We start from the raw sequence: 23,409 nt of genomic DNA on the forward strand, positions 1-23,409 counted from the left end.
GTCTCCTCCGTCAAAGGCGGAGGAGACGCTGATTATTCACCAATCGCTTCTTCACGGTCAGTGTCCGTCGTACCGAGATTCGTCAAGTAAACTTCATATTTCGGGAGCCAGTAGCGATAGGACGCCCAAACGAGGCCACCCGTCACAACGAACAAGGCGATGGTCGCCGGCCAGAACCAGCTCGAGACGATCCCGTCCGCATAGGCGAGACCGATCGGTGAGAAGACGAAGTAGACGAAAATCATCGACGCGACAAGGATGATGGAAGTCGAAATTGCATGACGCCATGGCTTGACGCGGCCAAGATCGATGCGAATCGGATTGATGTGTTGCATCGGTCGAACTTTTGCGAATACGAGCATGATGGTCGTTTCGAGGACGAACAAAATCCCGTAAATGTGAATGAAGTTGATGCCAAGGTCGAAGCCGAACCACTGCTCCGTTCCCCAGACGAGGAAGTAATACGTGACGACGTGGAAGCCGATGACGAGTTTCGCGGCAATCGGCGGTACGCGCTTCACGAGCATCCCGATTAAGACGATGACGAGAATCGGGATATTGAAGAAACCGGTGAAGCGGCGAATCAAGTCCCACAGTCCGTCCGGTGCGTACATCAAGTTCGGAGCGACGAAGAACGAGACGAGCGCGACGAACGTCCCGAACCATTTGCTGACACGAATCAAATCTTTGTCAGACGCGTCCGGTTTGAACTTCGGTTTATAAATATCGAGCACGAATAAGGTGGCGATACTATTGAGCAACGAGTTGAACGAGCTGAACACGGCACCGAGCAAGACGGCGAGGAAGAAGCCCATGAGCCACATCGGCAACAAGTCGGCAATCAAGCTCGGATAAGCGAGGTCCGCCTTATCGACGTTCGTGCCATACAAATGGAACGCGATAATCCCTGGAAGCAGCATGAAAATCGGGACGAGCAACTTCAAATAACCGGTGAAAAGTACCCCTTTTTGACCCTCGGCCAAGTTCTTCGCCCCGAGTGCCCGTTGGATGACATATTGATTGAGTGCCCAATAAAACAAGTTCGCAAAAATCATCCCCGTGAAGATGGACAAGAACGGAACGGAATCGTTCTCTGAACCGATCGCGTTCAGTTTCTCTGGATTCTCGGTTGCAATCGTCTTCATCCCATCGACGAGGTTGCCGTCACCGAGCGCGATGAAGCCGAGCGTCGGGACGAGGAAACCGATGATGATTAATCCGATCCCGTTCAACGTGTCGGAGACGGCGACGGCGCGGAGACCACCGAAAATGGCGTAAACGGCTCCGATAATCCCGATGAACCAAATGACGAGCCAGAGCGACTGCTCGAAGCTGATTCCGAGTAATTCCGGTACGTCAAACAGTTGCAGGACGGCCAATCCGCCGGAATAGAGCATCGATGGGATCGTGACGCACATATAGCCGAACAAGAACAACAGGACCGTCAAGCGGCGGACGTCCTCGTCATACCGTTGGCTCAAAAATTCAGGGATCGTCGAAATCCCGATTCCGAGAAAACGCGGCAGTAAAAAGAGCGCCATGATGATGGCGGCGATTCCGGCTGTGACTTCCCACGCCATAGCCGACATGTTGCCGGCGAACGATTGCCCGTTTAAGCCGATCAACTGCTCGGCTGACAAGTTCGTCAATAAGAGTGATCCGGCGATAAAGATGCCGGTTAGCCCCCGTCCTGCCAAGAAATAGTCGTCGGCACTCTCGACTTTCCCTTTCGTCATGCGATAAGAGACGTAAGCGACGAGCCCCATGAATAAGGCCCCTGTGATTAATATGTAAACAACTTGTTGAATGGTCAACGACATTCCCTCCCTCAACTTCTTCTTATTTATAAGTACTTTTTCATAACTACCCTTCAGGAAGTATGATTATTTCCCGTTTTCTCTTTTGTAAAAGAACTGTAACAAACCTCACAACAAAAAAAGACACCTGAGAGGTCAGGTGTCAAAAAAAGCGAAGCAACGAAGTCGCGACCGTGAAATAAATGATTAAGCCGAGATTGTCGACGACTGTTGTGATGAACGGACCCGACGCGACGGCTGGATCGAGTTTCAATCGATTGATCAAGAGCGGCACGAGCGTCCCGACGATGGTCGCCACGCTGAGCGACGCAAAAATCGACAGACCGACGATTATGCCGATTAAGGCACTGTCATAGAGGACGGTGATGACGCCGAAGATGACGACCATACAGGCGAGACCGAGCAATAGCCCCGTCCCGAACTCACGGCGAATCATCTTCAACACGTTCTTTCGATTAATCGTCCCGAGCGCGATTGAGCGGACGGCGACGACGAGCGATTGGGTGGCGGCGTTACCGGCCGAACCCATGACGAGCGGCATGAAGACGGCGAGCAAGACGATCGTTTCGAGCGTGTCCTCGAAACCACCGATTGTCGACGCGGTGATCATCCCGAGGAACATGAGGCTAATAATCCATGGCGCGCGCTTCATCGCCGCCTCGACCGGTCCCATGTTGATGTCGGACGAACCTTTCGTCGCCGACAGCTCTTCGAAATCCTCGGTCGTCTCGCGTTCGATGACGTCCATGACATCGTCGACCGTGATGATCCCGAGCAGATGGTCCTCGCTGTCGATGACAGGCAGGGCCAATAAGTCATACTTCTGAACGGTCCGGGCCAAGTCTTCCTGATCGGCGAGGACGTGGGCCGACACGACGCGCCGGCCCATGATGTCCGCGATTTGCACGTCGAGCGGGGAGACGATCAAGTCGCGTAGCGAGACGACGCCGACGAGCCGGCGATCGGTGTCGATGACGTACAGGTAATAGATTGTCTCGGCTTCCGGTCCAAGTTCGCGCAAGTCTTCGAGTGTCGCACCGACGGTCTTGTCCGCCTTCAACACGATAAACTCGGTCGTCATGATGGCGCCGGCCGTATCGTCCGGATAGCGCATCAAGTCTTTGACCTCGGTCGCCTCGGTCTCGTCCATCAACTCGAACAGTTCGTTCATGAAGTCGTCAGGGAGCTCGGTCATCAAGTCGGCGGCGTTATCCGAGAACATATCGTTCAACACACGTACGGCGAACGGACGTGGCATCTCTTGAATGAACTGTTCCTGTTCGTCCAGTTCAAGTTTTTCAAACAAGTCGGTGAACGCTTCCGGGGATAACGCCTCGTAGACGAACTCACGGCCCGGACGTTCAAGTTCGATGAACAGGTCGGCCTGTTCACCAGGGTGGAGGGTGAGGAACACGTCGCGGAAATCGACCGGGTCCCCTTTTTGAATGAGCGCTGTCACTTGGGCTTCATGACGGGCGCGTTCTGTACGTTCGATTGCCATCGACTCACTTCCTTTTCACATCATTTGTCTATATTATGTCACGAGTTTGAGCGGTCTCAAACAAAATCAAAAAAAAGCTATGAATTTTTTTCACAATCTATACAGCGTGTATACGTCACTTTCTCTCGATTCGAGGGGCCACACCGTTTCTCGAGTGATTGTTCATTCATGTCACGTCATGATCTATGCACTTTTCTGTGGAATCCACCACAGTCCAAACGTCGGACTTGCCCATCGTGGAAATGGGTAAGTTGATAATGTAAGGGTAGCAACACACCCGAATCACAAGGAGGAAGCGAGATGATATCGATGACGGATCAACAAACCGCACGGGATACTACGCTGAAACATCCGATCCACGTGTATTCAGAAATTGGTGAACTCAGGACCGTCCTTTTAAAACGTCCAGGACGCGAACTCGAAAATTTGACCCCGGAATATTTGGAACGACTCCTGTTTGACGACATTCCTCATCTTCCAGTCATTCAAAAAGAACACGATTACTTTGCGAGCGTGCTCCAAAACCGAGGCGTCGAAGTGCTCTACCTCGAAAATTTGATGGCGGAGACGTTGTCGTTGCCGGGTGTCCGTGAACGTTTCGTCGCTGATATCTTGTCAGAGTCCAAATCAAATATCAACGGTTCGTACGAGACGCTGAAAGAATATTTGCTCGCCTACGACAATGAAAAGTTGATTGAGACCGTCATGGCCGGGATTCGGAAATCCGAGATTAAGCCCGAAAAACGGCGCCACTTACACGAGATGATTGAGGACACGTATCCGTTCTATCTCGATCCGATGCCGAACTTATACTTCACCCGTGACCCGGCGGCAGCAATCGGCAACGGGCTATCCATCAACCGGATGAAAGAGCCGGCTCGTCGTCGTGAATCGTTGTTCACACAATATATTATGCGTTATCACCCGCGATTCGCGAAACACGACATCCCGATTTGGTCGGACCGCGACTATCGTTTCGCGATGGAGGGGGGGGACGAGCTCGTGTTGTCGAAGGAAGTCGTCGCCATCGGGATTTCCGAACGAACGACGGCCCAAGGGATTGAACGGGTCGCCCTCAACTTGTTGAAAAAAGGCGGTACATTCAAGAAAGTCATCGCCATCGAGATTCCGAAATCGCGCGCGTTCATGCATCTCGACACGGTCTTTACGATGGTCGACCATGACAAGTTCACGATTCATTCGTTCATCCAAGGTCCAGGAGGCAAGATGAATATCTTTGAACTGACGTTGAACGCCGTAGGCGAACTTCACATCACGCAGCATACGGATCTGTTGAACGTGTTAAAAGCCGCACTCGGTCTCGATGAGATCGTCTTAATTCCATGTGGGGGCGGGGACCCGATTGCCGCTGCCCGCGAGCAATGGAACGATGGATCGAACACGCTCGCCATCGCCCCAGGCGTCGTCGTCACGTACGACCGCAACTACGTCTCGAACGAGTTGCTCCGTTCCGAGGGCGTCGAAGTCATCGAAATCATGTCGAGTGAACTGTCGCGTGGTCGTGGGGGTCCACGCTGTATGAGCTGTCCGATTATCCGCGAAGACATTTAACGAGGAGGAAACGAGCATGTCCACAACGTACAACTTTGATTTGAAAGGCCGTCATTTTCTATCATTGAACGATTTTTCAGGAGACGAGTTGAACTATTTGATCGATTTATCGGCCGCCTTCAAGCGTCAAAAGCAACAAGGCGTCCCGCATCGCATCTGTGAAGGGAAGAACGTGGCGCTCTTGTTTGAAAAACCATCGACACGGACGCGTTGTGCGTTTACTGTGGCGGCCATCGATCTCGGCATGCATCCGGAATACCTCGGGAAATCGGATATCCAGTTCGGTAAAAAAGAATCGGTGCGAGACACGGCCATCGTGCTCGGACGTATGTTCGACGGCATCCAGTTCCGTGGGTTCGCCCATGAGACGGTCGAAGGTTTGGCCAAAGATGCCGGTGTCCCGGTATGGAACGGGTTGACGGACTTATATCATCTGACTCAAATCTTGGCCGACTTCTTGACCGTCAAAGAACAGAAAGGCGAGTTGTCTGGCATTCGCTTCGTCTATGTCGGCGATGGACGCAACAATATGGGCAACACGCTCTTGATTGGTGGGGCCAAAGTCGGGATGGACATGCGCATCTGCGCGCCGAAATCGCTCTGGCCGTCAGATGAGGTCGTCGATTTTGCCCGCTCGGTCGCTGCTGAGACGGGAGCGAAAATTACGTTGACCGAGAGTATCGATGAAGCGGTCGCCGACGCCGACGTGATTTACACCGATGTGTGGGTGTCGATGGGCGAAGAGGCAGAATTCGCCGAGCGGATCAAGTTGCTCCATCCTTACCAAGTGAACATGGACATGCTCACGAAGACGAATAATCCAGACGTCATGTTCCTTCACTGTCTGCCAGCCTTCCACGACTTGGAGACCGAGGTTGGCCGAGCCATCCATGCCGAATACGGTCTGACCGAGATGGAAGTCACGGACGAGGTGTTCCGGAGTCGTCATTCCTTCGTCTTTGATCAGGCGGAGAATCGGATGCACACGATTAAAGCTGTGATGGCGGCGACGCTCACCGACACGAACGAATGGCTTGAACGCTGACGGACGGGAGGGGTTTCCCCTCCGGTTCGTAATAAACGAAAGGGATGAGTTCAATGTCTACGAAAATAGCGCATGACTCAAGTGGAACGGCTGGCGTACAACCGGAGAAAAAGGATCGACGATTAGGGCTCGGGGCGTTGACGGCACTCGTCGTCGGTTCGATGATTGGCGGGGGAGCCTTCAACTTGGCGGCCGATTTGGCCCAAGGTGCGAACGCGGGGGCGATTTTGATTGGGTGGGTCATCACCGGAATCGGGATTATCGCACTCGGTCTCAGTTTTCAAAATTTGACGATGCGTCGTCCAGACCTCGACGGCGGGGTGTACAGTTACGCCCGGGCCGGCTTCGGTCAGTTCATGGGGTTCAACTCGGCGTGGGGCTACTGGCTCTCCGCATGGCTTGGTAACGTCGCCTATGCGACGCTCCTGTTCAGTTCGGTCGGTTATTTCTTCCCAATCTTCGAAGGCGGTCAAAACATCGCCTCCATCATCGGCGCCTCGATTATGCTGTGGCTCGTTCATTCGCTCATTTTACGAGGCATTCATGAAGCATCCATGATCAACATCATCACGACGATTGCGAAACTCGTACCGATTTTTGCTTTTATCACCATCACCTTATTCTTCTTCAACCTCGATAATTTCACGTTCGATTTCTGGGGCCAGGGTGGTTTCTCATGGGGTAGTGTGAGAGACCAGGTCGTCTCGACGATGCTCGTCACACTATGGGTGTTCATCGGTGTCGAAGGGGCGGTCGTCTTATCCGGACGGGCCCGCAAGCGCTCGGACGTCGGGAAAGCGACGGTCATCGGGTTGCTCGGGACACTCGTCATCTATCTGCTCATCTCGGTCATGTCGCTCGGTCTCATGAATCCAGAGAACGTGGCGAACGCTTCACAACCGGCGATGGCGTACTTGCTCGAGTCGGCGGTCGGACCGTGGGGCGCGATGCTAATCAACGGCGGTCTCGTCATCTCTGTCCTCGGGGCGTGGCTCGGTTGGACGTTACTTGCCGCCGAGATTCCATTCGTGGCCGGGAAAGACGGCGTGTTCCCGAAATGGTTCACGAAAGAGAATAAAAACAGCGCGCCGGCCAACGCGCTCTGGCTCACGAACGGATTGATTCAATTGTTCCTCTTCACGTTCCTGTTCTCGGATGCGGCGTATAATTTCGCCTTCTCGCTCGCTTCGAGCGCCATCTTGATTCCATACGTCTTCTCGGCTTTCTATCAAGTCAAAGTCGCGAAGAACGGCATCGGCTACAACGCCGGTGAACGCCGGACCCGCGATCTCATCATCGGAGCCGTCGCCTCGATTTACGGGATTTGGCTCATCTATGCGGCTGGAATCGACTATCTGCTCTTGACGACCTTACTGTACGCACCAGGTACGTTGCTCTATATCAAGGCACAGCGTGAGAACGGCATCAAGACGTTGACGAAGACGGAATGGATTGTGGCCGGTGTCTTGACCGCGCTCGCCATCTTGGCCGTCGTGCGCATCGTCTCAGGAAATATCTCAGTCTTTTGATCGGGGGAAACCAATATGCGGAATAAACGAGTAGTCATCGCACTAGGTGGAAATGCGATTCAACAAGGAAAAGATGCGACGGCCGAGGCTCAAATTCGAGCCGTCGAGGCGACGGCTGAATCTCTGGCCGCGCTTGTCGCCGAAGGGATTGAGGTCATCATCACCCATGGGAACGGGCCGCAAGTTGGGAATTTGATGTTGCAACAGGCTGCGTCGGATAGTCCGGCGACGCCGGCCTTGCCACTCGACGTTTGCGGGGCGATGACACAAGGGATGATTGGCTATTGGTTCGAGAATGCCCTCACGAAAGCTCTGAGATCGCGCGGTTTGGAACGTTCGGTCGCGCCAATCGTCACGCGGTCGGTCGTCGACCCGAACGATAGTGCCTTCAGTCACCCGACGAAGCCGATTGGTCCCTTCTACGACGAGGCGGAAGCGCAGCAGATGGAACGGACGACCGGTTATGTGTTCAAAGAAGACGCCGGTCGCGGCTATCGCCGCGTCGTCCCGAGTCCGTTTCCAGTGGCGATTCTCGAGCACGCGGTCATCCGTGACCTTGTCGCCCATGAGCACATCGTCGTCGCCTCTGGCGGCGGCGGGATTCCCGTCATCGATACACCAGATGGTTATGTCGGTGTCGAGGCGGTCATCGATAAAGATTTCGCCGCTGCGAAACTCGCCGATCTCGTCGACGCCGACATGCTCCTCATTTTGACGGCCGTCGAGCACGTATTCGTCGATTTTGGGACCCCGTCGGCTCGGGCGCTCGAGGAGACGACGAAAGAACAGCTCGAGACGTATATCGCCGAGGGGCAATTCGCACCGGGCAGTATGTTGCCGAAAGTTCGGGCGGCCCTTCAGTTCGCCGAATCAGGACACGACCGGGTTGCCGTCATCACGTCGCTCGAACAAGCCCTTGCGGCGGTCCGAGGTGAGGTCGGGACGCGCGTCCGACTCGCCGCGACGCTCCAACAATAAGCTCAACGCCACAGACATCAGCGTCTGTGGTTTTTTTCTGAATTGGTAGCTCGTCGTTTTTTATGGTCCGACATGGGGAAGGAATGTTGTATGTCGATTTAGACATTGCTATCATTTTGAGTGTAAACGTTTGCACAAATTAGAAGGGGAGTGACGAAGAGCGGTAACGCTCGAGCTTATGCGTCTATTTGAAGAGGAGAACGTCTATACGCAACAAATGAAACCACAGGCAGATAATCGAGCAATCGTCCAAGGGAGCTGCTATCGCTTCACGGTGCTGACGAGCCAATTGATTCGGATGGAATACGCGGAAGATGGGGTGTTCGAGGACCGACCGACCCAAGTCGTCTTTAACCGGGCGTTCGCAGTCCCGGAGTTTCGCGTGATCGAGGATGAGACAGAACTGCAAATCATCACAGAGCACGTCCACCTCTATTACACGAAAGGGCCGTTCGCGCCGAACACGCTCTACGTCGATGTGAAAGGGAACTTCAGTACGTACTATAGCCGCTATACATTTAACGGACCGGAGCGGACGTTGAAAGGGACGGCGCGAACGCTCGACCATGTCGACGGGGCGACGGAACTCGGTGAGGGCATCGCCTCAAAACAAGGATATGCCGTCATCGATGACTCCGATTCGTTCATCATGACCGAGGATCGTTTTGTGGAACCGAGACGGAAGCATATCCATGACTTGTACTATTTCGGTTATGGACATGAATATAAGCGGGCGCTGCGTGACTTCTATCAACTGACAGGCCCGACGCCGCTGTTGCCACGAAAAGCGCTCGGCAACTGGTGGAGCCGCTATTGGCGCTACGACGAGACGGAATATAAAGAACTCATGCGTCGGTTTAAGACAGAAGACATCCCGTTCTCGGTCAGCGTCATCGACATGGATTGGCACGTCACCGATGTCCCCGAAGAATACGGGAGCGGATGGACGGGTTATTCATGGAATAAAAACCTGTTCCCGGACCCGAAAGGCTTCTTGACGTGGCTCAAACAAGAGAGTCTGCTCGTCACGTTGAACTTGCACCCGGCGGACGGCGTGCGTGCCTTCGAAGATCAGTATACGGCGATGGCCGAGGCGATGGGCATCGACCCGTCCCAGGGTGACCGCATCCCGTTCGACTTCTCTGATAAGCGCTTCATTCAAGCTTATTTCGAGCAGATGCACCATCCGCATGAAGTCGACGGCGTCGATTTTTGGTGGATTGACTGGCAACAAGGCTCGACCTCGAAAATGGAGGGGCTCGACCCGCTCTGGATGTTGAATCACTATCATGCGACCGATATCGCCCGGGATGGCAACCGTCCGCTCATCTTCTCCCGTTACGCGGGGCCGGGCAGTCATCGCTATCCGGTCGGATTCTCGGGTGACACGCTGATTTCGTGGGCGTCCCTGGCCTTCCAACCGTACTTTACAGCGACGGCGGCCAATATCGGTTACGGCTGGTGGAGCCATGACATCGGCGGGCATTATCGCGGTTCGAAAGACGACGAGCTCGCCGCACGCTGGGTCGCGTTCGGGGTGTTCAGTCCGATTATGCGACTGCACTCGACATTGAGTACGTTCAACGGCAAGGAGCCGTGGCGCTTCGGTCTCGAGGCGGAACGGTCGATGAAGACGTTCCTGCGTCTGCGCCATCAATTGATTCCATATATCTATACGATGAACTGGCGCAACCATGTCGGCGCCTTGCCGCTCGTCTTACCGATGTATTACGAGCACCCGGACGAAGACGCGGCATATGAGGTGCCGAATGAGTATTACTTCGGCAGTGAACTCATCGTCTCCCCAATCGTCGAACCGATGAATCGACAGCTCCACGTGGCGGCGACGAACGTCTGGCTACCGAAAGGCGACTGGTTCGACTTCTTCACGGGTCATCGCTACAGCGGAGACAAATCGGTTCGCATGTTCCGTGGGCTCGAAGATCAGGCGGTGTTCGCCAAAGCCGGGGCGATTATCCCGATGGCACCACACCATTCGGGTCGAAACGATACCGACAACCCGGCCGATTTGGAAGTGCTCATCTTCCCAGGCGCCTCGAACACGTTCACGCTCTATGAAGACAATGGGAAGGACCGTGGCTATGAGACGGGAGCCTACGCCGAGACGACGTTCACGCTCGATTGGGAGGAACGGAGCCTTCATATCCAAGTGACAGGTGACCGGTCTGTGTTACCGGTGGACCGCCATGTCACGTTGCTCCTTCGAGGGGTGACCGGGTCTGGTGAATACAAACGGGAGACACAGACGCTTCGCCTCGAGCTCGGACCGATCAGAGACGAGCTGACCGTGGAACTCCCGGTCGATGTGACGGCGAACGACCATCGTCTCGATCGGTTGTATCGCTTCTTGGACCGTGCGGAAATCTCATACGATTTAAAAGACCGGTTATACCGGTCAGCGGCGGCGAAGACGCGACTCGAAGCATGGCTGTTCGATTTACATGCGCTCGAACTCGATCGCGACCTGCAAGACGCGATCATGGAATTGATGCTCGACTGAATACTTTATTGTGACGAAGAGGGGCGGTTCATGCCCTTCTTTTTTTGTCAGAAAATCGTCGGATTTTGTAAGCGTTTTCAATAAGAGGTCGCTTTATACTTAAAAGAGAGGCAAGATGGATTGGAGGATGCGACATGAAACCAAAATGGACGGTGGACGATTTGAGACAGCTTGATGTGTTCGCCAAATGTGCCACACGAGAGCTCGAGGCGCTGTTGCCGCATGTCTATTGCCGCACGTATCGGAAAGGTCAACTCTTGTTCATAGAGGGCGATCCCCGGGAACGGGTCTATTTCTTGATTAGCGGTTATGTGAAGCTTGAACGTTGCAACGAGACGGCGACACATCAATATACGGACTACTTGAAACCGAAGCAGTTGTTCCCGTATCGCGGCTTGCTGACGGAACCGTACTATCAACATTCAGCCGAGGCGTTGACCGATATCGAGGTCATCTATATGCCGACCGATCGATTCGAACAACTCGTCTCGCGGAACGCATCGATGTTGCTCCACATCGTCGGACAGATGAACCGGATTCTCGATTTGCACGAGCGCCGTGTCCAGGACATCATCACACCGAGTGCGACCGACCGGGTGCTCAACACGATTCATTACTTGATTGAAGACCTCGGGGAGGCGGAAGCGACGGGCGTTCGTGTCCGCTGCCCGTTCACGACGATTGAGATTTCGCGCTTGTCGGGCACGTCACGAGAGACCGTATCGAACATCTTGTCGCGGTTGCGAAAAGAAGACGTGCTTCAATTTGATGCGCGGGAATTGATGATCGGTCATCCTGAATATTTTGAACAGTCGCTGTGATGGCGCCGCGTGTGGGACGTGGCGTTTTTTGCATGTCTGAGGAAGCGAAGCGTTCGCCTTGCAAGGGTGCATCAGGTATAATTAGTGAGAATCCTCACAAAGAAAAAGTCTCCTGATTGATAGAAAGGATGAACGCAGTGAAACGACTGCAAGCTCTCGCTTTAGCAGAAAAACGCCATATCGTCGGACTCATCATCGCGGCAGTGATGATTGGGTTGTCGATTTTAGCTCAAGCCTATTTGATTGTCGACATTGTCGATCAAGTCTTTTTAAAAAATGCATCGTTTGAAAGCATCGTTCCGACGCTCGGGTGGCTCATCCTCGCGCTCGTCACACGAGCTGGTTTCGGCTATATGTCGGGGAGGATTGGAGCGAGCCTGTCAGAAAAGGCGAAACGAACACTCCGATTGCAATTGCTCGACCGCTATACGTCGAATCCGATTGAGACGTCACTATCCGGTCAATCCGGTAAAAAGGTGAGCGTGTTCATGGACGCGGTCGACGAAGTCGATGCCTACTTCAGCCAATATTGGCCGCAAGTCATTCAAACGTCGATTATTCCGCTACTCATTCTCGTCGTCGTCTTCAGCCAACATTGGATTTCAGGCGTCATCATGATGGTGACGGCTCCGTTCATCCCGATTTTCTTCATCATCATCGGGATTGCGACCCAGAAGAAGTCAGAACAGCAGATGGAGAAAATGAATCAGTTCTCCGGCAAGTTCTTGGACGTGTTGCAAGGATTGACGACGCTCAAACTATACGGTCGGACCGAGCGTGAGGCGCAAGCGATTGAAAAGAGCAGTCTCGACTTCCGCGACGCGACGATGGTCGTCTTGAAGACGGCGTTCCTGTCGGGTCTCATGCTCGAGTTCATCTCGATGCTCAGCACGGGCGTCGTCGCACTCGAAGTGGCGCTCCAAATGGTCGTCTGGGAGAACTTGACGTTCTTCTCCGGCTTTTTGATTCTCGTCTTGGCCCCGGAATACTATTTGGCCATCAAAGACCTCGGCGGTGCGTTCCACACCGGACGAGGCAGCATGGGGGCGGCCGACCGTATTTTCGAGGCGCTCGATGCACCGGATGAACGCTTGACCTGGGGCGACCGGACGTTGACGAGCCCGACACCCGACCTCGAGCTCGACGCCGTCTCGTTCGCCTATGAAGGTGGACGCTTTACGCTGCATCCATTAAGCGGTGTGATTCCTGCCGGTGCCCACGTGGCGCTCGTCGGGGCGAGCGGGTCCGGCAAGACGACCGTCTTGAACGTGTTGTCCGGGCTCGTGAAACCGGACAGTGGACGTGTCCTCGTCGACGGAGAACCGCTCGAGACATACACCGATTCGTCATGGTATGACACGATTGGCTACATCTCACAAAATCCGTATTTGTTCGCCGGTACCGTCGCCGATAATATCGCCCTCGGGGAAACGGCCGACGAGATAAACATCCTTGAAGCCGCGAATGCAGCCGGATTGAACGATGTCATCGCGCAATTGCCGAACGGCATTCATACCGAACTCGGTGAAGGCGGTTATGGATTGTCTGGAGGCGAACGGCAACGGCTCGCCTTGGCCCGCGCCTTCTTGAAACGACCGGGCATCATCTTGTTCGATGAACCGACGACAGGGCTCGATTTAGTGACGGAGCAAATCGTTCGGCGCTCGATTGAGGAGTTGTCGCGCGAGGCGACGCTTGTCACGGTCGCGCATCGCTTGCATACGATCAAGCAGGCGGACGCGATTTGGTTCATGGACGATGGGAAGCTCCTCGCCCAAGGCACGCATGACGAATTGCTCAGCGTTCCGCAATACGCTGACTTGTTCACGCTACAGAAAGGGGTGAGAGGATGAACTCACTTTGGACGATCACGAAATGGATGATGCGCGAGAAGAAGGATATCATCCTCTCGATTTTCTTTGGGTACGTGGCCGGCATCGCGGCCGTCGCCTTGTTCGCGGCGAGCGGTTACCTCGTCTCACGGGCCGGTCTCGTACCGCCGCTCTATGCGCTCATGGTGCCTGTCGTTTTGATTAAATTGTTCGGTGTGATTCGGGCGAGTGCGCGTTATCAAGAGCGCCTTGCCTCGCACCGAGCGACATTCACAATTTTGAGCGAGTTGCGGGTCCGGTTTTACCGCCAGCTCGAACCGCTCGTGCCGAGCATCTTTGCCAAGTATCGGAGCGGGGATTTGCTCGCTCGCGTCGTCGGTGACGTCGAGAGCTTGCAAAACTACTTTTTACGGGTATTCTATCCGCCGATTATCTTGGTGCTCGTCTTCTTGAGTACGATTTTTTTCGTCACGTATTTCTCGATGTGGGTCAGCCTCTGGATTTTGTTCGGTGTGTTCGTGACCGGTTTTTTGATTCCGGCGTTCTTCGCCCGAATCCGTGCCAAGCACGACCGCGAGCTTCGCGCCTTACGGGGTGACCTGTCGAGTGGGATGACAGAGATGATGTACGGATATCGCGATTTGTTGCTTCATCATCAACTTGGACGGACACGCGGCGAGCTGCTCGAACAGAGTGACCGTTACGCCGAAGCGCAGAAGCGGGATGTGACGAATCAGTTCTTCAACTCGTCACTCGTCGTGGCGGCCTCCCTGCTCGTCTCGTGGGGTGTTCTTGCCATCGGGACGTATCTCGTCGTCGACGGCGAGTTGAACGGCCTATTTTTGGCCATGCTCATCATGATGTCGCTCACCGCGTTTGAGAACGCGACACCGATGGCGGTCTTCCCAGGTCACTTTGCCGACAGCAAGCAAGCGGCCGATCGACTGCTCGAAGTCGTCGAGCCGAGTGAAGCAATCGTCGCGGCCGAGGCCGCCCGGACGGACATGATACTCGAATCCGCTCCGGACGTATCGTTCGAGCGCGTGACCTATCGTTATCCGGATACGTACCGCGATGTCCTGAGCGACGTGCATGTGACGTTACGAAGCGGGACGAAGACGGTCATCGTCGGGCCGAGCGGCTCAGGGAAATCGACGCTCCTGCAACTGTTGCTCGCTTTCGTCAGACCTGATTCCGGTGAGATCCGAGTGAATGGGCAACGGTTGGACGATGTGACCCAAGCATCGGTCTGGCGTGAAGCCAGCGTCGTCCTTCAAGAGAATCACTTCTTCTTCGGGACGGTGCGCGAGAACTTGGCGTTAGCCGGAGAGTTCACCGACGCTGAGATGGAAGCGGCGCTCGCGAGCGTCCGGCTCGGTTTCTCACTCGATGAGCCTGTCCTCGAGAAAGGGGCGAACTTGTCGGGCGGAGAACGGCAACGGCTCGCCATCGCCCGGGCGCTCTTGAAGAACGGGGTGCTCTGGATTCTCGATGAAGCGACGTCGGCTCTCGATGCGCGGACCGAGGCGGACGTGTTCGCCGAAGTCTTCCGCCGTGCCGAGTCATCGACACTCGTCATGGTCAGCCATCGCTTGACCGGGCTCGAGCGCTTCGATCACATCATCGTCATGGAAGGCGGTCGCGTCGTAGAGACGGGAACGTATGATGAACTGATGCGGTCCCGCGGTGTATTCTATGGATTGAAACAGATCGAGCAAGATATTTTCGCATGAAAAAACGAGCGGCTCCGTCGGAGAGCCGCTCGTTTTTTGGATGGCAAATTTGGGTGCAACAAATGGGGGTTGTCGCATTGCTTTCAAAAAGAGTGTCGTGGAGGGGAATCCACGTGACGCAATAGTTTGGGGAACGGTTACGTCAAGCTTTTGGGAGCTACACCTTGAGTATAGGTGATAACGATTCTCATTGTCAATTAGAAAATGATACAAAAAAACCGCAACCGGTTCGGGTTGCGGTCGATTGTCAGCTTGATGGTACGCCCTTGCGGAACGTGAAGCGAATCAAGCTGAACAAATAGCGGATATAGAAGAGCGCGAACGCATAAAATACAGCGATGGCTGATGCGCCGAGTTCAACACCTGGAATGTTCATCAAGAACTCGAGGATGAGAATCGACAGCAAGAAGATGTAGAGGCCAGCGTCGAGATAGAGCGGCATCAACTTGCCGCGTTGATGCCAGAACGTCCGGACGAGCGGAGCGACGATCATCCCGATGATGCGTTCCGCGAAACCGATGCTAAGCACGGAAATCATGAACGCAGCGACCGTTTCGAACGAGACGAGCTCTGAGAACGCAAACATCGAGATAAGCAAGAGCGGGCCGATGAAAATCATCATTGAGAGTGACGTGCGTAAAAAGATCAGTAAGTTCCGTTTCATCGTGTCGACTCCCCCGAAGAGCGACTGGCGGAACGTCTTGCCACGTTGATAGTCGAGGATGAACGATCCCACAAACATCAAACCGAATAGTGATAACAATACTGTCATGAAATGTGTTTCCCCTTTTTCTGTCCAAATCTATGATCAACTGTAAGAATCATCGAATCAAAGTCTAGCCTAGTGTACCGATTCACTAGTTGAAAGTAAAGCGGGAAAACTGTGTAAAACCGCAATCTTTAGCGAACGATTCGCCGATTACGACGCCAAGATGAAGCGATTGCGACCAGATTCCTTAGCGTGGTATAACGCTTCGTCGGCATGCTTCAACACGCTGTCGACTTCGATGTCGTTTGAATGGCAGGCGCCGAGCGAGACCGTGATATGTAACGTCCCGGCGCTCGTCTCGAACGGGAATGTCGAGACTTTTTCTCGTATAGATTCGGCGAGGCGAGTCACGTCCTCTCGATTGGCGTTCGGCATGATGATTAAAAATTCTTCTCCGCCGAAACGACCGACAAGATGCCGTTCGTCGCTCTCGGCGACGAGTAACATGCCGAGCTCACGCAATACATCGTCCCCGACGTCATGGCCGTACGTGTCGTTCACGCGTTTAAAGTGGTCGATGTCGACGAGAATCAACGCGTACTCTTTCGCCTCGACGTTCAGGTTGGCCATGGCTTCATTCAATAGACGTCGGTTGGCGATGCCGGTCAATGCATCCGTCCGAGCAAGTTGTTGCTGGTGCTGGACGTTCTCAAAGTGACGTCGCAACTCTTGGAGCAACCGGTAAGAAGCACAGGCACCGCCGTATGCCATCACGACGTAGGCAAAAATGACAGGGTAGAACAATTGAAGCGGTAACGCGTAATAGATGGCGGCACCGAAAACAGCGATACTGATTGTCGTGAAAATAAGTAGCGTATTGCGGGTATTATCGAGTTTGAGGCGCAATAGACTGATGGGAAGGACGAGCCCAATCATGCTCAAAACGGCCAGATAAAAGCCGATGTACGCCCCGTCGGTGACCATCAAAAAACGAGCAGTCAAAAAGATAACGGCGGCAACCGTTCCGCTGACCCATCCACCGAACAGGACGGCAAGTGAGATTGGGATGGAGCGCAAATCAATTAGGATCCCTTCAAGTGGCAGTGCGTTCGCTAGTAAAATCAAGGCGACGAACCCGGTTTGAACGCCGAGCAGAATTCTGCTTTTTAAAGGTGATTTCGGTGTGAGCCGTGGACGGTTTCGGAAAGGGAGAAACGAAATCGTGAATAGCGTGAATAGGATACACAGATTTAGAAAAAATGAGTTGATGATTGTGAGCATGAACGCATCCCCTAACGTGAAATGGAAATAATTAGTTTCAGTTTAGCACATTACAACCAGGTTGACGCTTGATGGATGGGGATAATGTGTTCACCATTCCCGCCATTCTTCCGTCACGTCTTCTGTCGTCTCATAACCGGCTAAAATGGCACCGGCTTGAATGAAGTCGTACAATTCCTCACGCTCGACCGTCTCGATGAAATGGTCGTGTTCTTCGTCAATTTCGTTTAAACGCAATACGACGTCGCGGACGGCCGCTAACACGTTTGCTTCCGTGCCGTCTGCCTGTGTCAAGGCGGTCACGTACCGCCGAAGCGCGGCATCGACGGCAAAGATGATCTCGACGGTATACACGTCATCTCCCTCGTTCATTCGGTCTTCCCACATCAGTGTCGGGCGATTGGCCCATAATCGTTCAACTTCCATATTAGGTGCCTCCTTCGAAATGGAACATCATCTTCCACTCTATCTTAGCAAATAAGTTTGGTATGATAGAGAAAAAGGGGGACTGTCCGTGCGGTATTGGGACCATTTCAAACGAGCCTTCATTCCGATTGCGCTCATCTTGATCGGGTTAGCCATCTTTTATACATTATCGGCTCGAGGCAATCTGGCATTGACTGCTTTCGGAGCGGCCATCGTCGGCGTCATCTTATTTTTAGTGATGCGTCATATGAATCGGGTCGAAGAAGACTAACGAGAACACGTTCGGGGTTCTCGTTTTTTGTTGTCTGTGAGATTTTTTGGGTACACTACATAGTAAGGAGGGATTTATTATGACAAAAGCTACATTTGCGGGAGGCTGTTTTTGGTGTATGGTCAAACCGTTTCATAAATATGAGGGGGTCGAGCGCGTCATTTCCGGCTATACGGGCGGACATGTCGACAACCCGACCTACCAACAAGTCTGTTCAGAGACGACAGGTCACCTAGAGGCGATCGAGGTCACGTTCAATCCGGAAGTCATCTCGTACGAGGAACTGTTGCGCATCTATTGGCGTCAAATCGACCCGACCGATGGTGGCGGACAGTTTAACGATCGGGGTGAATCGTATCGACCGGCGATTTTCTATCATTCAGAAGAACAGCGTGCGGCGGCTGAACGCTCAAAACAAGAAATCGAAGACTCAGGCCGCTTCGATCGACCAATCGAAGTGGAGATTCGCCCAGCGAAGACGTTCTGGGAAGCAGAAGACTACCATCAGGACTATTACAAGAAAAACCCATTCCGTTATGAGATGTACCGGGTCGGTTCTGGCCGGGCCAAGTTCGTGAAAGAGGCGTGGAGTGACAAGAAGATTCAGAAAGAATTGAAAGATCGTCTGACGCCGATGCAATATAAAGTCACGCAAGAGAACGGCACCGAGCCCCCGTTCCAAAACGAATATTGGGATGAGGAGCGGGAAGGGCTGTACGTCGATGTCATCGATGGGACACCGCTCTTCACGTCACGCGATAAATTCCAATCGAATTGCGGTTGGCCGAGCTTCGCGCGTCCAATCGAAGAGAAGCGCATCGACATGAACATGGACACGACGCACCATATGGTCCGGACGGAGGTCCGTTCGAAGGGAGCCGACAGCCACCTCGGCCACTTGTTCGATGACGGTCCGAAAGAGCTCGGTGGCTTGCGCTACTGCATCAACTCGGCAGCGCTCCGTTTCATTCCAAAAGAAGAACTCGAGTCTGCAGGGTATGGAGAGTACAAGCACTTATTCGATGCGTGAAGGAGAGAAGGCCATGTTCACATCCGTCAAACAACAGATCCGTCGTGAGACGCTCGCGACCGTCTTGGACTATTACGACAAATCGATTCGAAATCTATCGGAAGCCGCCAGAGACGAGAAGTATAACAAGATGAGCGCGACGCCGTTCTCGTTTTTCCGGGGGAGTTCGCACTTGTTCTATTACGACTTTGCGAAAGTCCCGCTCGCGTTCGATACGGATGCGTCCCATCCGACGTTCATTCAAGGAGATCTCCATTTTGAGAATTTCGGTGTGTTCGAGGATGGCGCCGGGACGATCATTTACGATGTGAACGATTTTGATGAGGCGTATCTCGGCTCTTATTTGTTTGACGTGCTGCGCATGGCCATCTCGGTCGACTTGTTTGCCGCCGAGTCAGGTTTTGACGCGACTCGGGCCATCGAGACGTATGCCGACACGTATGCGCGCGCGATGGAGCGCTATGCGAATGGGAAAGACGAGGATGTCCAATTCACGAAAGCAAACACGTGCAAAGCGATCAAGAAAGTGATTAAAAAGGCCGAGAAGAAGAAAGACGCGTTCATGGCCGAGCGGACGGAAGTGCGGGATGAGGAGCGTTACTTTGCGACGAGTGACGACCTCGTTCCGGTCAGTCCGAAGACGGCGAAGCAAATCAAGCAGGCATGGCCGGACTATTTGTCGTCGTTATCGGAGAAACATCGCCATCACGCCGACCATTACAAGATTAAAGATATCGCCATTAAACGTGAGAGTGGCACCGCTTCGATTGGACTCGAACGCTATTATATTTTGATTGAAGGCGCGGACGAGGAGCATGACGAGGATCTCATCCTGGAAATGAAACAAGCCCAATCGGCCGTCCCGTCTCTCTTCTTGCCGACGCATCCATTGTTTGAGGACGGGCTGTCCCATCAAGGGGCCCGTGTCATCGCGGCTCAGCGTGCCATGGTGCACAGTCGTGACCCGTATCTCGGCTACTTGACGATTGATGGGAATGAATACTACGTCCGTCAACGGTCACCGTATAAGCGAAAAGTGAAAGCGAAGCACATCAAGAATGAGGAATCGCTCATCGAGACGTTGAAAGTGCAGGCGGAAATCACCGCCAAGATTCATGCCCGGGCCGATGCGGATGCGAACGTGCTCGATTATGAGGCGAGTGAACGCATCGCGGCGGCCATCGGTGTGTCGCGCCCGCTGTTTATCCGTCAAATCACACGTTGGTCCCAATTTTACGCCAATCAAGTCCGGTTTGATTTTGAAGCGTTCCAGACATGGCTCACGACGCGCTCGGAGACTCACGTCTGAACGAGCATCGGACTTGCGGCCAGCCCCTCGTTTGCTTCAGAATGGAACGGTAAAGGATGTGTGCGATAGATGATTACGGAACAACAGGTCATCTTGCAGATGAAGCAAGTGATGACACAAATCGAACAGTCGAGCGGAGAGGCCCAGAAGCGCCATTTGGCCAAGCTGATGGGGTATTGCGAGCTACTGCTCGCCGATTCGGCTTCGACGCAACAAGCAGTGGTTCCTGTGGCCCAACCGGTCGAGTCGAAGCCGCCGCTCGATCGTCAGATGGCGGCGTTCCTTGGAATTCCGCTTGAAGAAGAGGATAAACCGAAAACTGATTCATTGCTCGACTTTTAAGCTGTGCCCTGTGGCACAGCTTTTTTTGTGAGGCGTTCGCGTTGACTTATATACCATAGGGGGTATAATGAGGTTAACTAAAATATAGCTAACGGAGGCGTGACTATGCTTGATTTCTTGTTTGTTGCAGTAGTGATCGGATTGATTTATTTTTGGTGGACGAAGCGAAACAGTGTCAACACGGTATCGACCGATGAGTTGAAACGGAAAATCGCGGAAGAGCGGAACATTCAATTGCTCGACGTGCGGGAACCGCATGAGTATAAGGGCGGGCATATCAAACAAGCGAAAAACGTCCCTTTGTCTGGATTCGGCAATGCGAGCGCGCAGTATCCGAAAGATAAAGATCGTCCGGTCTACGTCATCTGTCAGAGCGGGATGCGAAGCCAGCGGGCCGCTGCCATGTTGAAGAGCGCTGGCTATACGGACGTCTACTCGGTCAAAGGCGGTATGAATTTCTGGCGTGGATCATGAGAATAGCTCCAGCCGAACAATATGTTCAGCTAGAGCTATTTTTATGGAACGTTTCCGCTTTCGGTTTTCAGGGGATTCTGCTACGGTAGGAACATAGGAAAGAGAGAGGGGACCAGACAATGGCAGTCATTTTATTTGATATCGATGGGACGCTCGTCGACACGACCGGACCGATGACGCAAGCGATTCACGAGGCGTTGGAGCAACTTCCACATTTACCGAAACCGAGTGAGGATGCGGTTCGTTCCGGTTACGGGTTGGCCGGCAACGCATTTTGGGAGCACGTCATCCCGGAAGCGACGATTGAAGAGATTCGCCAAATCCGCAAGTTGCGGCATGAGACGCTCGAGCGAGCGATGGAAGGACAGCTCGTCTTGTTCGACGGCATCTATGAGATGCTCGAGGCGCTTCATAAAAAAGGGCACACGTTGACGACCGCGAGCAACTGCGGTGTCCATTATTTGAACTTGATTCTCGACTCGCAAAATATTCGCCAGTTCATGACGGCGCCAGAATGCCTCGAATCCGTAAGTGGTGAGAAAAAAGCCGACATTTTGACGGCGCATCGCCTCCGTCACGGCGAGAACGACTATGTGATGGTCGGGGACCGGAAATCGGATGTCGAAGCGGCTCGGGCCCATGACTTCCCGGTCGTCTTGACTGGATTTGGGTTTGGAAACGAGGACGAATGGGCGCTCGCGGATCATGTAATTGCGACGCCGAACGACTTGATTACGTATATCGAATCATAAAAAATTCCGGTTGAACGCGATGTTCAACCGGAATTTTTTTAAAGTCCAAGCGAGATATATTTGATTTCTAAAAATTCTTCGATGCCATGGTGACCACCTTCACGGCCGAGACCGCTCTGCTTCCACCCGCCGAACGGTGCTTGCGGCGTCGACGGGAGACCGTCATTGACGCCGACGATGCCGTATTCGAGCGCTTCGGCCAAATAGAGGGCCTCGTTGATGTCTTGCGTGAACACATAAGCGGCGAGACCGAACGGGGTCGCATTCGCCCGCTCAATTACTTCCTCGAGCGTATCGAACGACGCAATCGGTGCGACGGGGCCGAATGTCTCCTCGTTCATGCACAGCATATCCTCATTCGCATAGCGGACGACGGCCGGCCGGACGAACAATCCGTCGAGCTGTTCGCCACCCGTAATTTCCCCGCCCCGGATTTGGGCGTCTTCCAAGTGCTTCATCACTTTCTCGACCGCGGCCTCGTCGATGAGCGGGCCGATATCCGTCCCTTCGTCGAGTCCGTTCCCGACTTCGAGCGCCGCGACGGCCTCAATGAATTTTTCAGAGAACGCATCGACGATGGATTGCTCGACATAAATCCGGTTGGCACAGACGCACGTCTGTCCGCCGTTACGGAATTTCGTCGCGACGGCTTGAGGCACGGCCTTGTCGAGGTCTGCCTGCGCTGTGACGATGAGCGGGGCGTGACCACCGAGCTCGAGCGAGATTTTCTTCATCGTATCGGCGGCACCGCGCATGAGCGTCTTGCCGACCTCGGTCGAACCGGTGAACGTCAATTTGCGGACACGGGGATCGTGTTGCCACGTGTTCACGATGTCAGAGGCTTTCCCGGTGACGAGATTGATGACACCGGGGGGGAAACCGGCTTTCTCGGCCAGTTTGACGAGTTCAATGGCCGTCAGCGGCGTCGCGGAGGCCGGTTTCAGGACGACGGTGCAGCCTGCAGCCAGAGCCGGTGCGAGCTTCCGGGTGATCATCGCCGCCGGAAAATTCCATGGCGTGATGGCGGCGACGACGCCGACCGGTTGCTTGATGGCGAAGATTCGCTTCTTGTTCGACGAGGCCGGGATGGTCTCGCCGTACACGCGTCTTCCTTCGGCGGCGTACCACTCGATGAAGCCATTCGCATAGCGGACTTCGCCGATGGCTTCTTGTAACGGCTTGCCTTGTTCTTCAACCATCGTCCGAGCGATGGCTTCCGTATGTTCATCAATCAGGCGGTTCCATTCGAGCAGGAGAGCGCCGCGTTCTTCGGCGGTCTTCTCTTGCCAGTCCTTCAAGGCATCGTACGCGGCATCGACAGCCTGTTTCGCTTCGGCCGTGTCACTCTTTGTCACCGTGGCCATGATGTTTCCGGTAGCGGGGTTGCGCACCTCGATCGTGTCCGATGTATCAATCCATTCTCCATTGATGAAATTGTTCTCCACTCGCATCTTGATTTCCCCTTT

The 23,409-nt window shown here is 53.8% G+C and carries 20 protein-coding genes; 14 read left to right on the forward strand and 6 right to left on the reverse strand.

Annotation, left to right across the window (positions count from 1 at the left end; genetic code table 11):
* Nucleotides 1-32 precede the first annotated feature (32 nt).
* Together ACZ2GZ_RS01495 and mgtE are read right to left on the reverse strand one after the other, a co-directional pair.
* The gene (locus ACZ2GZ_RS01495) at nucleotides 33-1,814 is read right to left on the reverse strand and encodes a solute:sodium symporter family transporter (RefSeq protein ID WP_214715653.1); all 1,782 of its coding nucleotides are present in this window, start codon (nucleotides 1,812-1,814) and stop codon (nucleotides 33-35) included.
* Between the two features lie 145 nt (nucleotides 1,815-1,959).
* A complete protein-coding gene (gene mgtE / locus ACZ2GZ_RS01500) occupies nucleotides 1,960-3,318 on the reverse strand; it encodes a magnesium transporter (protein ID WP_021065972.1) in 1,359 nt (452 codons plus the stop codon).
* Between the two features lie 342 nt (nucleotides 3,319-3,660).
* On the opposite strand from mgtE, the gene arcA reads away from it, so the two are divergent.
* The 8 genes from arcA to cydC all read left to right on the forward strand — a co-directional run bounded on the left by arcA (nucleotide 3,661) and on the right by cydC (nucleotide 15,349).
* On the forward strand, nucleotides 3,661-4,890 hold the full coding sequence (arcA, locus tag ACZ2GZ_RS01505; RefSeq protein ID WP_470295597.1) for an arginine deiminase: 1,230 nt from the start codon (nucleotides 3,661-3,663) through the stop codon (nucleotides 4,888-4,890).
* Nucleotides 4,891-4,906: 16 nt separating this feature from the next.
* Nucleotides 4,907-5,935: an ornithine carbamoyltransferase gene (gene argF, locus ACZ2GZ_RS01510; protein WP_470295405.1), complete on the forward strand. Its 1,029-nt coding sequence runs from the start codon at nucleotides 4,907-4,909 to the stop codon at nucleotides 5,933-5,935.
* 53 nt (nucleotides 5,936-5,988) lie between these two features.
* Nucleotides 5,989-7,464: an arginine-ornithine antiporter gene (gene arcD, locus ACZ2GZ_RS01515; protein ID WP_214715650.1), complete on the forward strand. Its 1,476-nt coding sequence runs from the start codon at nucleotides 5,989-5,991 to the stop codon at nucleotides 7,462-7,464.
* A 15-nt stretch (nucleotides 7,465-7,479) separates the two neighbouring features.
* Complete coding sequence (arcC, locus tag ACZ2GZ_RS01520) at nucleotides 7,480-8,442, forward strand: carbamate kinase (protein ID WP_029594557.1); 963 nt, start codon at nucleotides 7,480-7,482, stop codon at nucleotides 8,440-8,442.
* A gap of 178 nt (nucleotides 8,443-8,620) precedes the next feature.
* Nucleotides 8,621-10,963 carry a glycoside hydrolase family 31 protein gene (locus ACZ2GZ_RS01525; protein ID WP_021065977.1) on the forward strand — a complete coding sequence of 781 codons (2,343 nt, stop codon included), beginning with the start codon at nucleotides 8,621-8,623 and terminating at the stop codon, nucleotides 10,961-10,963.
* 134 nt (nucleotides 10,964-11,097) lie between these two features.
* Nucleotides 11,098-11,784: a Crp/Fnr family transcriptional regulator gene (locus ACZ2GZ_RS01530; protein WP_214716397.1), complete on the forward strand. Its 687-nt coding sequence runs from the start codon at nucleotides 11,098-11,100 to the stop codon at nucleotides 11,782-11,784.
* 128 nt (nucleotides 11,785-11,912) lie between these two features.
* Nucleotides 11,913-13,637: a thiol reductant ABC exporter subunit CydD gene (gene cydD / locus ACZ2GZ_RS01535; RefSeq protein WP_214716395.1), complete on the forward strand. Its 1,725-nt coding sequence runs from the start codon at nucleotides 11,913-11,915 to the stop codon at nucleotides 13,635-13,637.
* On the forward strand, nucleotides 13,634-15,349 hold the full coding sequence (gene cydC, locus ACZ2GZ_RS01540; protein ID WP_470295406.1) for a thiol reductant ABC exporter subunit CydC: 1,716 nt from the start codon (nucleotides 13,634-13,636) through the stop codon (nucleotides 15,347-15,349). Before cydD ends, cydC begins: the two co-directional genes overlap by 4 nt.
* Nucleotides 15,350-15,596: 247 nt before the next feature.
* Here the strand turns inward: cydC and ACZ2GZ_RS01545 are convergent, their stop codons facing one another.
* From ACZ2GZ_RS01545 to ACZ2GZ_RS01555, 3 genes are all read right to left on the reverse strand, one after another.
* Nucleotides 15,597-16,121 (reverse strand): hypothetical protein, encoded by a 525-nt coding sequence (locus ACZ2GZ_RS01545; protein ID WP_058764968.1) that lies wholly within the window; start codon nucleotides 16,119-16,121, stop codon nucleotides 15,597-15,599.
* Nucleotides 16,122-16,268: 147 nt separating this feature from the next.
* The gene (locus ACZ2GZ_RS01550; RefSeq protein WP_470295407.1) at nucleotides 16,269-17,339 is read right to left on the reverse strand and encodes a diguanylate cyclase; all 1,071 of its coding nucleotides are present in this window, start codon (nucleotides 17,337-17,339) and stop codon (nucleotides 16,269-16,271) included.
* A 90-nt stretch (nucleotides 17,340-17,429) separates the two neighbouring features.
* Nucleotides 17,430-17,765 carry a hypothetical protein gene (locus ACZ2GZ_RS01555; protein WP_214716401.1) on the reverse strand — a complete coding sequence of 112 codons (336 nt, stop codon included), beginning with the start codon at nucleotides 17,763-17,765 and terminating at the stop codon, nucleotides 17,430-17,432.
* Nucleotides 17,766-17,853: 88 nt separating this feature from the next.
* Here ACZ2GZ_RS01555 and ACZ2GZ_RS01560 point away from each other — a divergent pair, with 88 nt between their 5' ends.
* From ACZ2GZ_RS01560 to ACZ2GZ_RS01585, 6 genes are all read left to right on the forward strand, one after another.
* Nucleotides 17,854-18,036, forward strand: coding sequence for a hypothetical protein (locus ACZ2GZ_RS01560; protein WP_470295408.1), 183 nt, complete (start codon nucleotides 17,854-17,856; stop codon nucleotides 18,034-18,036).
* Nucleotides 18,037-18,115: 79 nt separating this feature from the next.
* Nucleotides 18,116-19,066, forward strand: coding sequence for a peptide-methionine (S)-S-oxide reductase MsrA (gene msrA / locus ACZ2GZ_RS01565; protein ID WP_470295409.1), 951 nt, complete (start codon nucleotides 18,116-18,118; stop codon nucleotides 19,064-19,066).
* Between the two features lie 13 nt (nucleotides 19,067-19,079).
* Nucleotides 19,080-20,375: a DUF2252 domain-containing protein gene (locus tag ACZ2GZ_RS01570; RefSeq protein WP_470295410.1), complete on the forward strand. Its 1,296-nt coding sequence runs from the start codon at nucleotides 19,080-19,082 to the stop codon at nucleotides 20,373-20,375.
* Nucleotides 20,376-20,444: 69 nt separating this feature from the next.
* Nucleotides 20,445-20,717, forward strand: a complete 273-nt coding sequence (locus tag ACZ2GZ_RS01575; protein ID WP_470295411.1) for a DUF5327 family protein — start codon at nucleotides 20,445-20,447, stop codon at nucleotides 20,715-20,717.
* A 105-nt stretch (nucleotides 20,718-20,822) separates the two neighbouring features.
* A complete protein-coding gene (locus ACZ2GZ_RS01580) occupies nucleotides 20,823-21,191 on the forward strand; it encodes a rhodanese-like domain-containing protein (RefSeq protein WP_058764955.1) in 369 nt (122 codons plus the stop codon).
* A gap of 119 nt (nucleotides 21,192-21,310) precedes the next feature.
* Complete coding sequence (locus tag ACZ2GZ_RS01585; protein WP_021065989.1) at nucleotides 21,311-21,943, forward strand: HAD family hydrolase; 633 nt, start codon at nucleotides 21,311-21,313, stop codon at nucleotides 21,941-21,943.
* 38 nt (nucleotides 21,944-21,981) lie between these two features.
* On the opposite strand, the gene ACZ2GZ_RS01590 is transcribed toward ACZ2GZ_RS01585, so the two are convergent.
* Entirely contained in the window at nucleotides 21,982-23,394 is a 1,413-nt protein-coding gene (locus ACZ2GZ_RS01590) for an NAD-dependent succinate-semialdehyde dehydrogenase (RefSeq protein ID WP_215114946.1), read from the reverse strand.
* Between the last annotated feature and the right edge of the window lie 15 nt (nucleotides 23,395-23,409).

The sequence above is a fragment of the Exiguobacterium sp. KKT215 genome, from assembly GCF_055635335.1.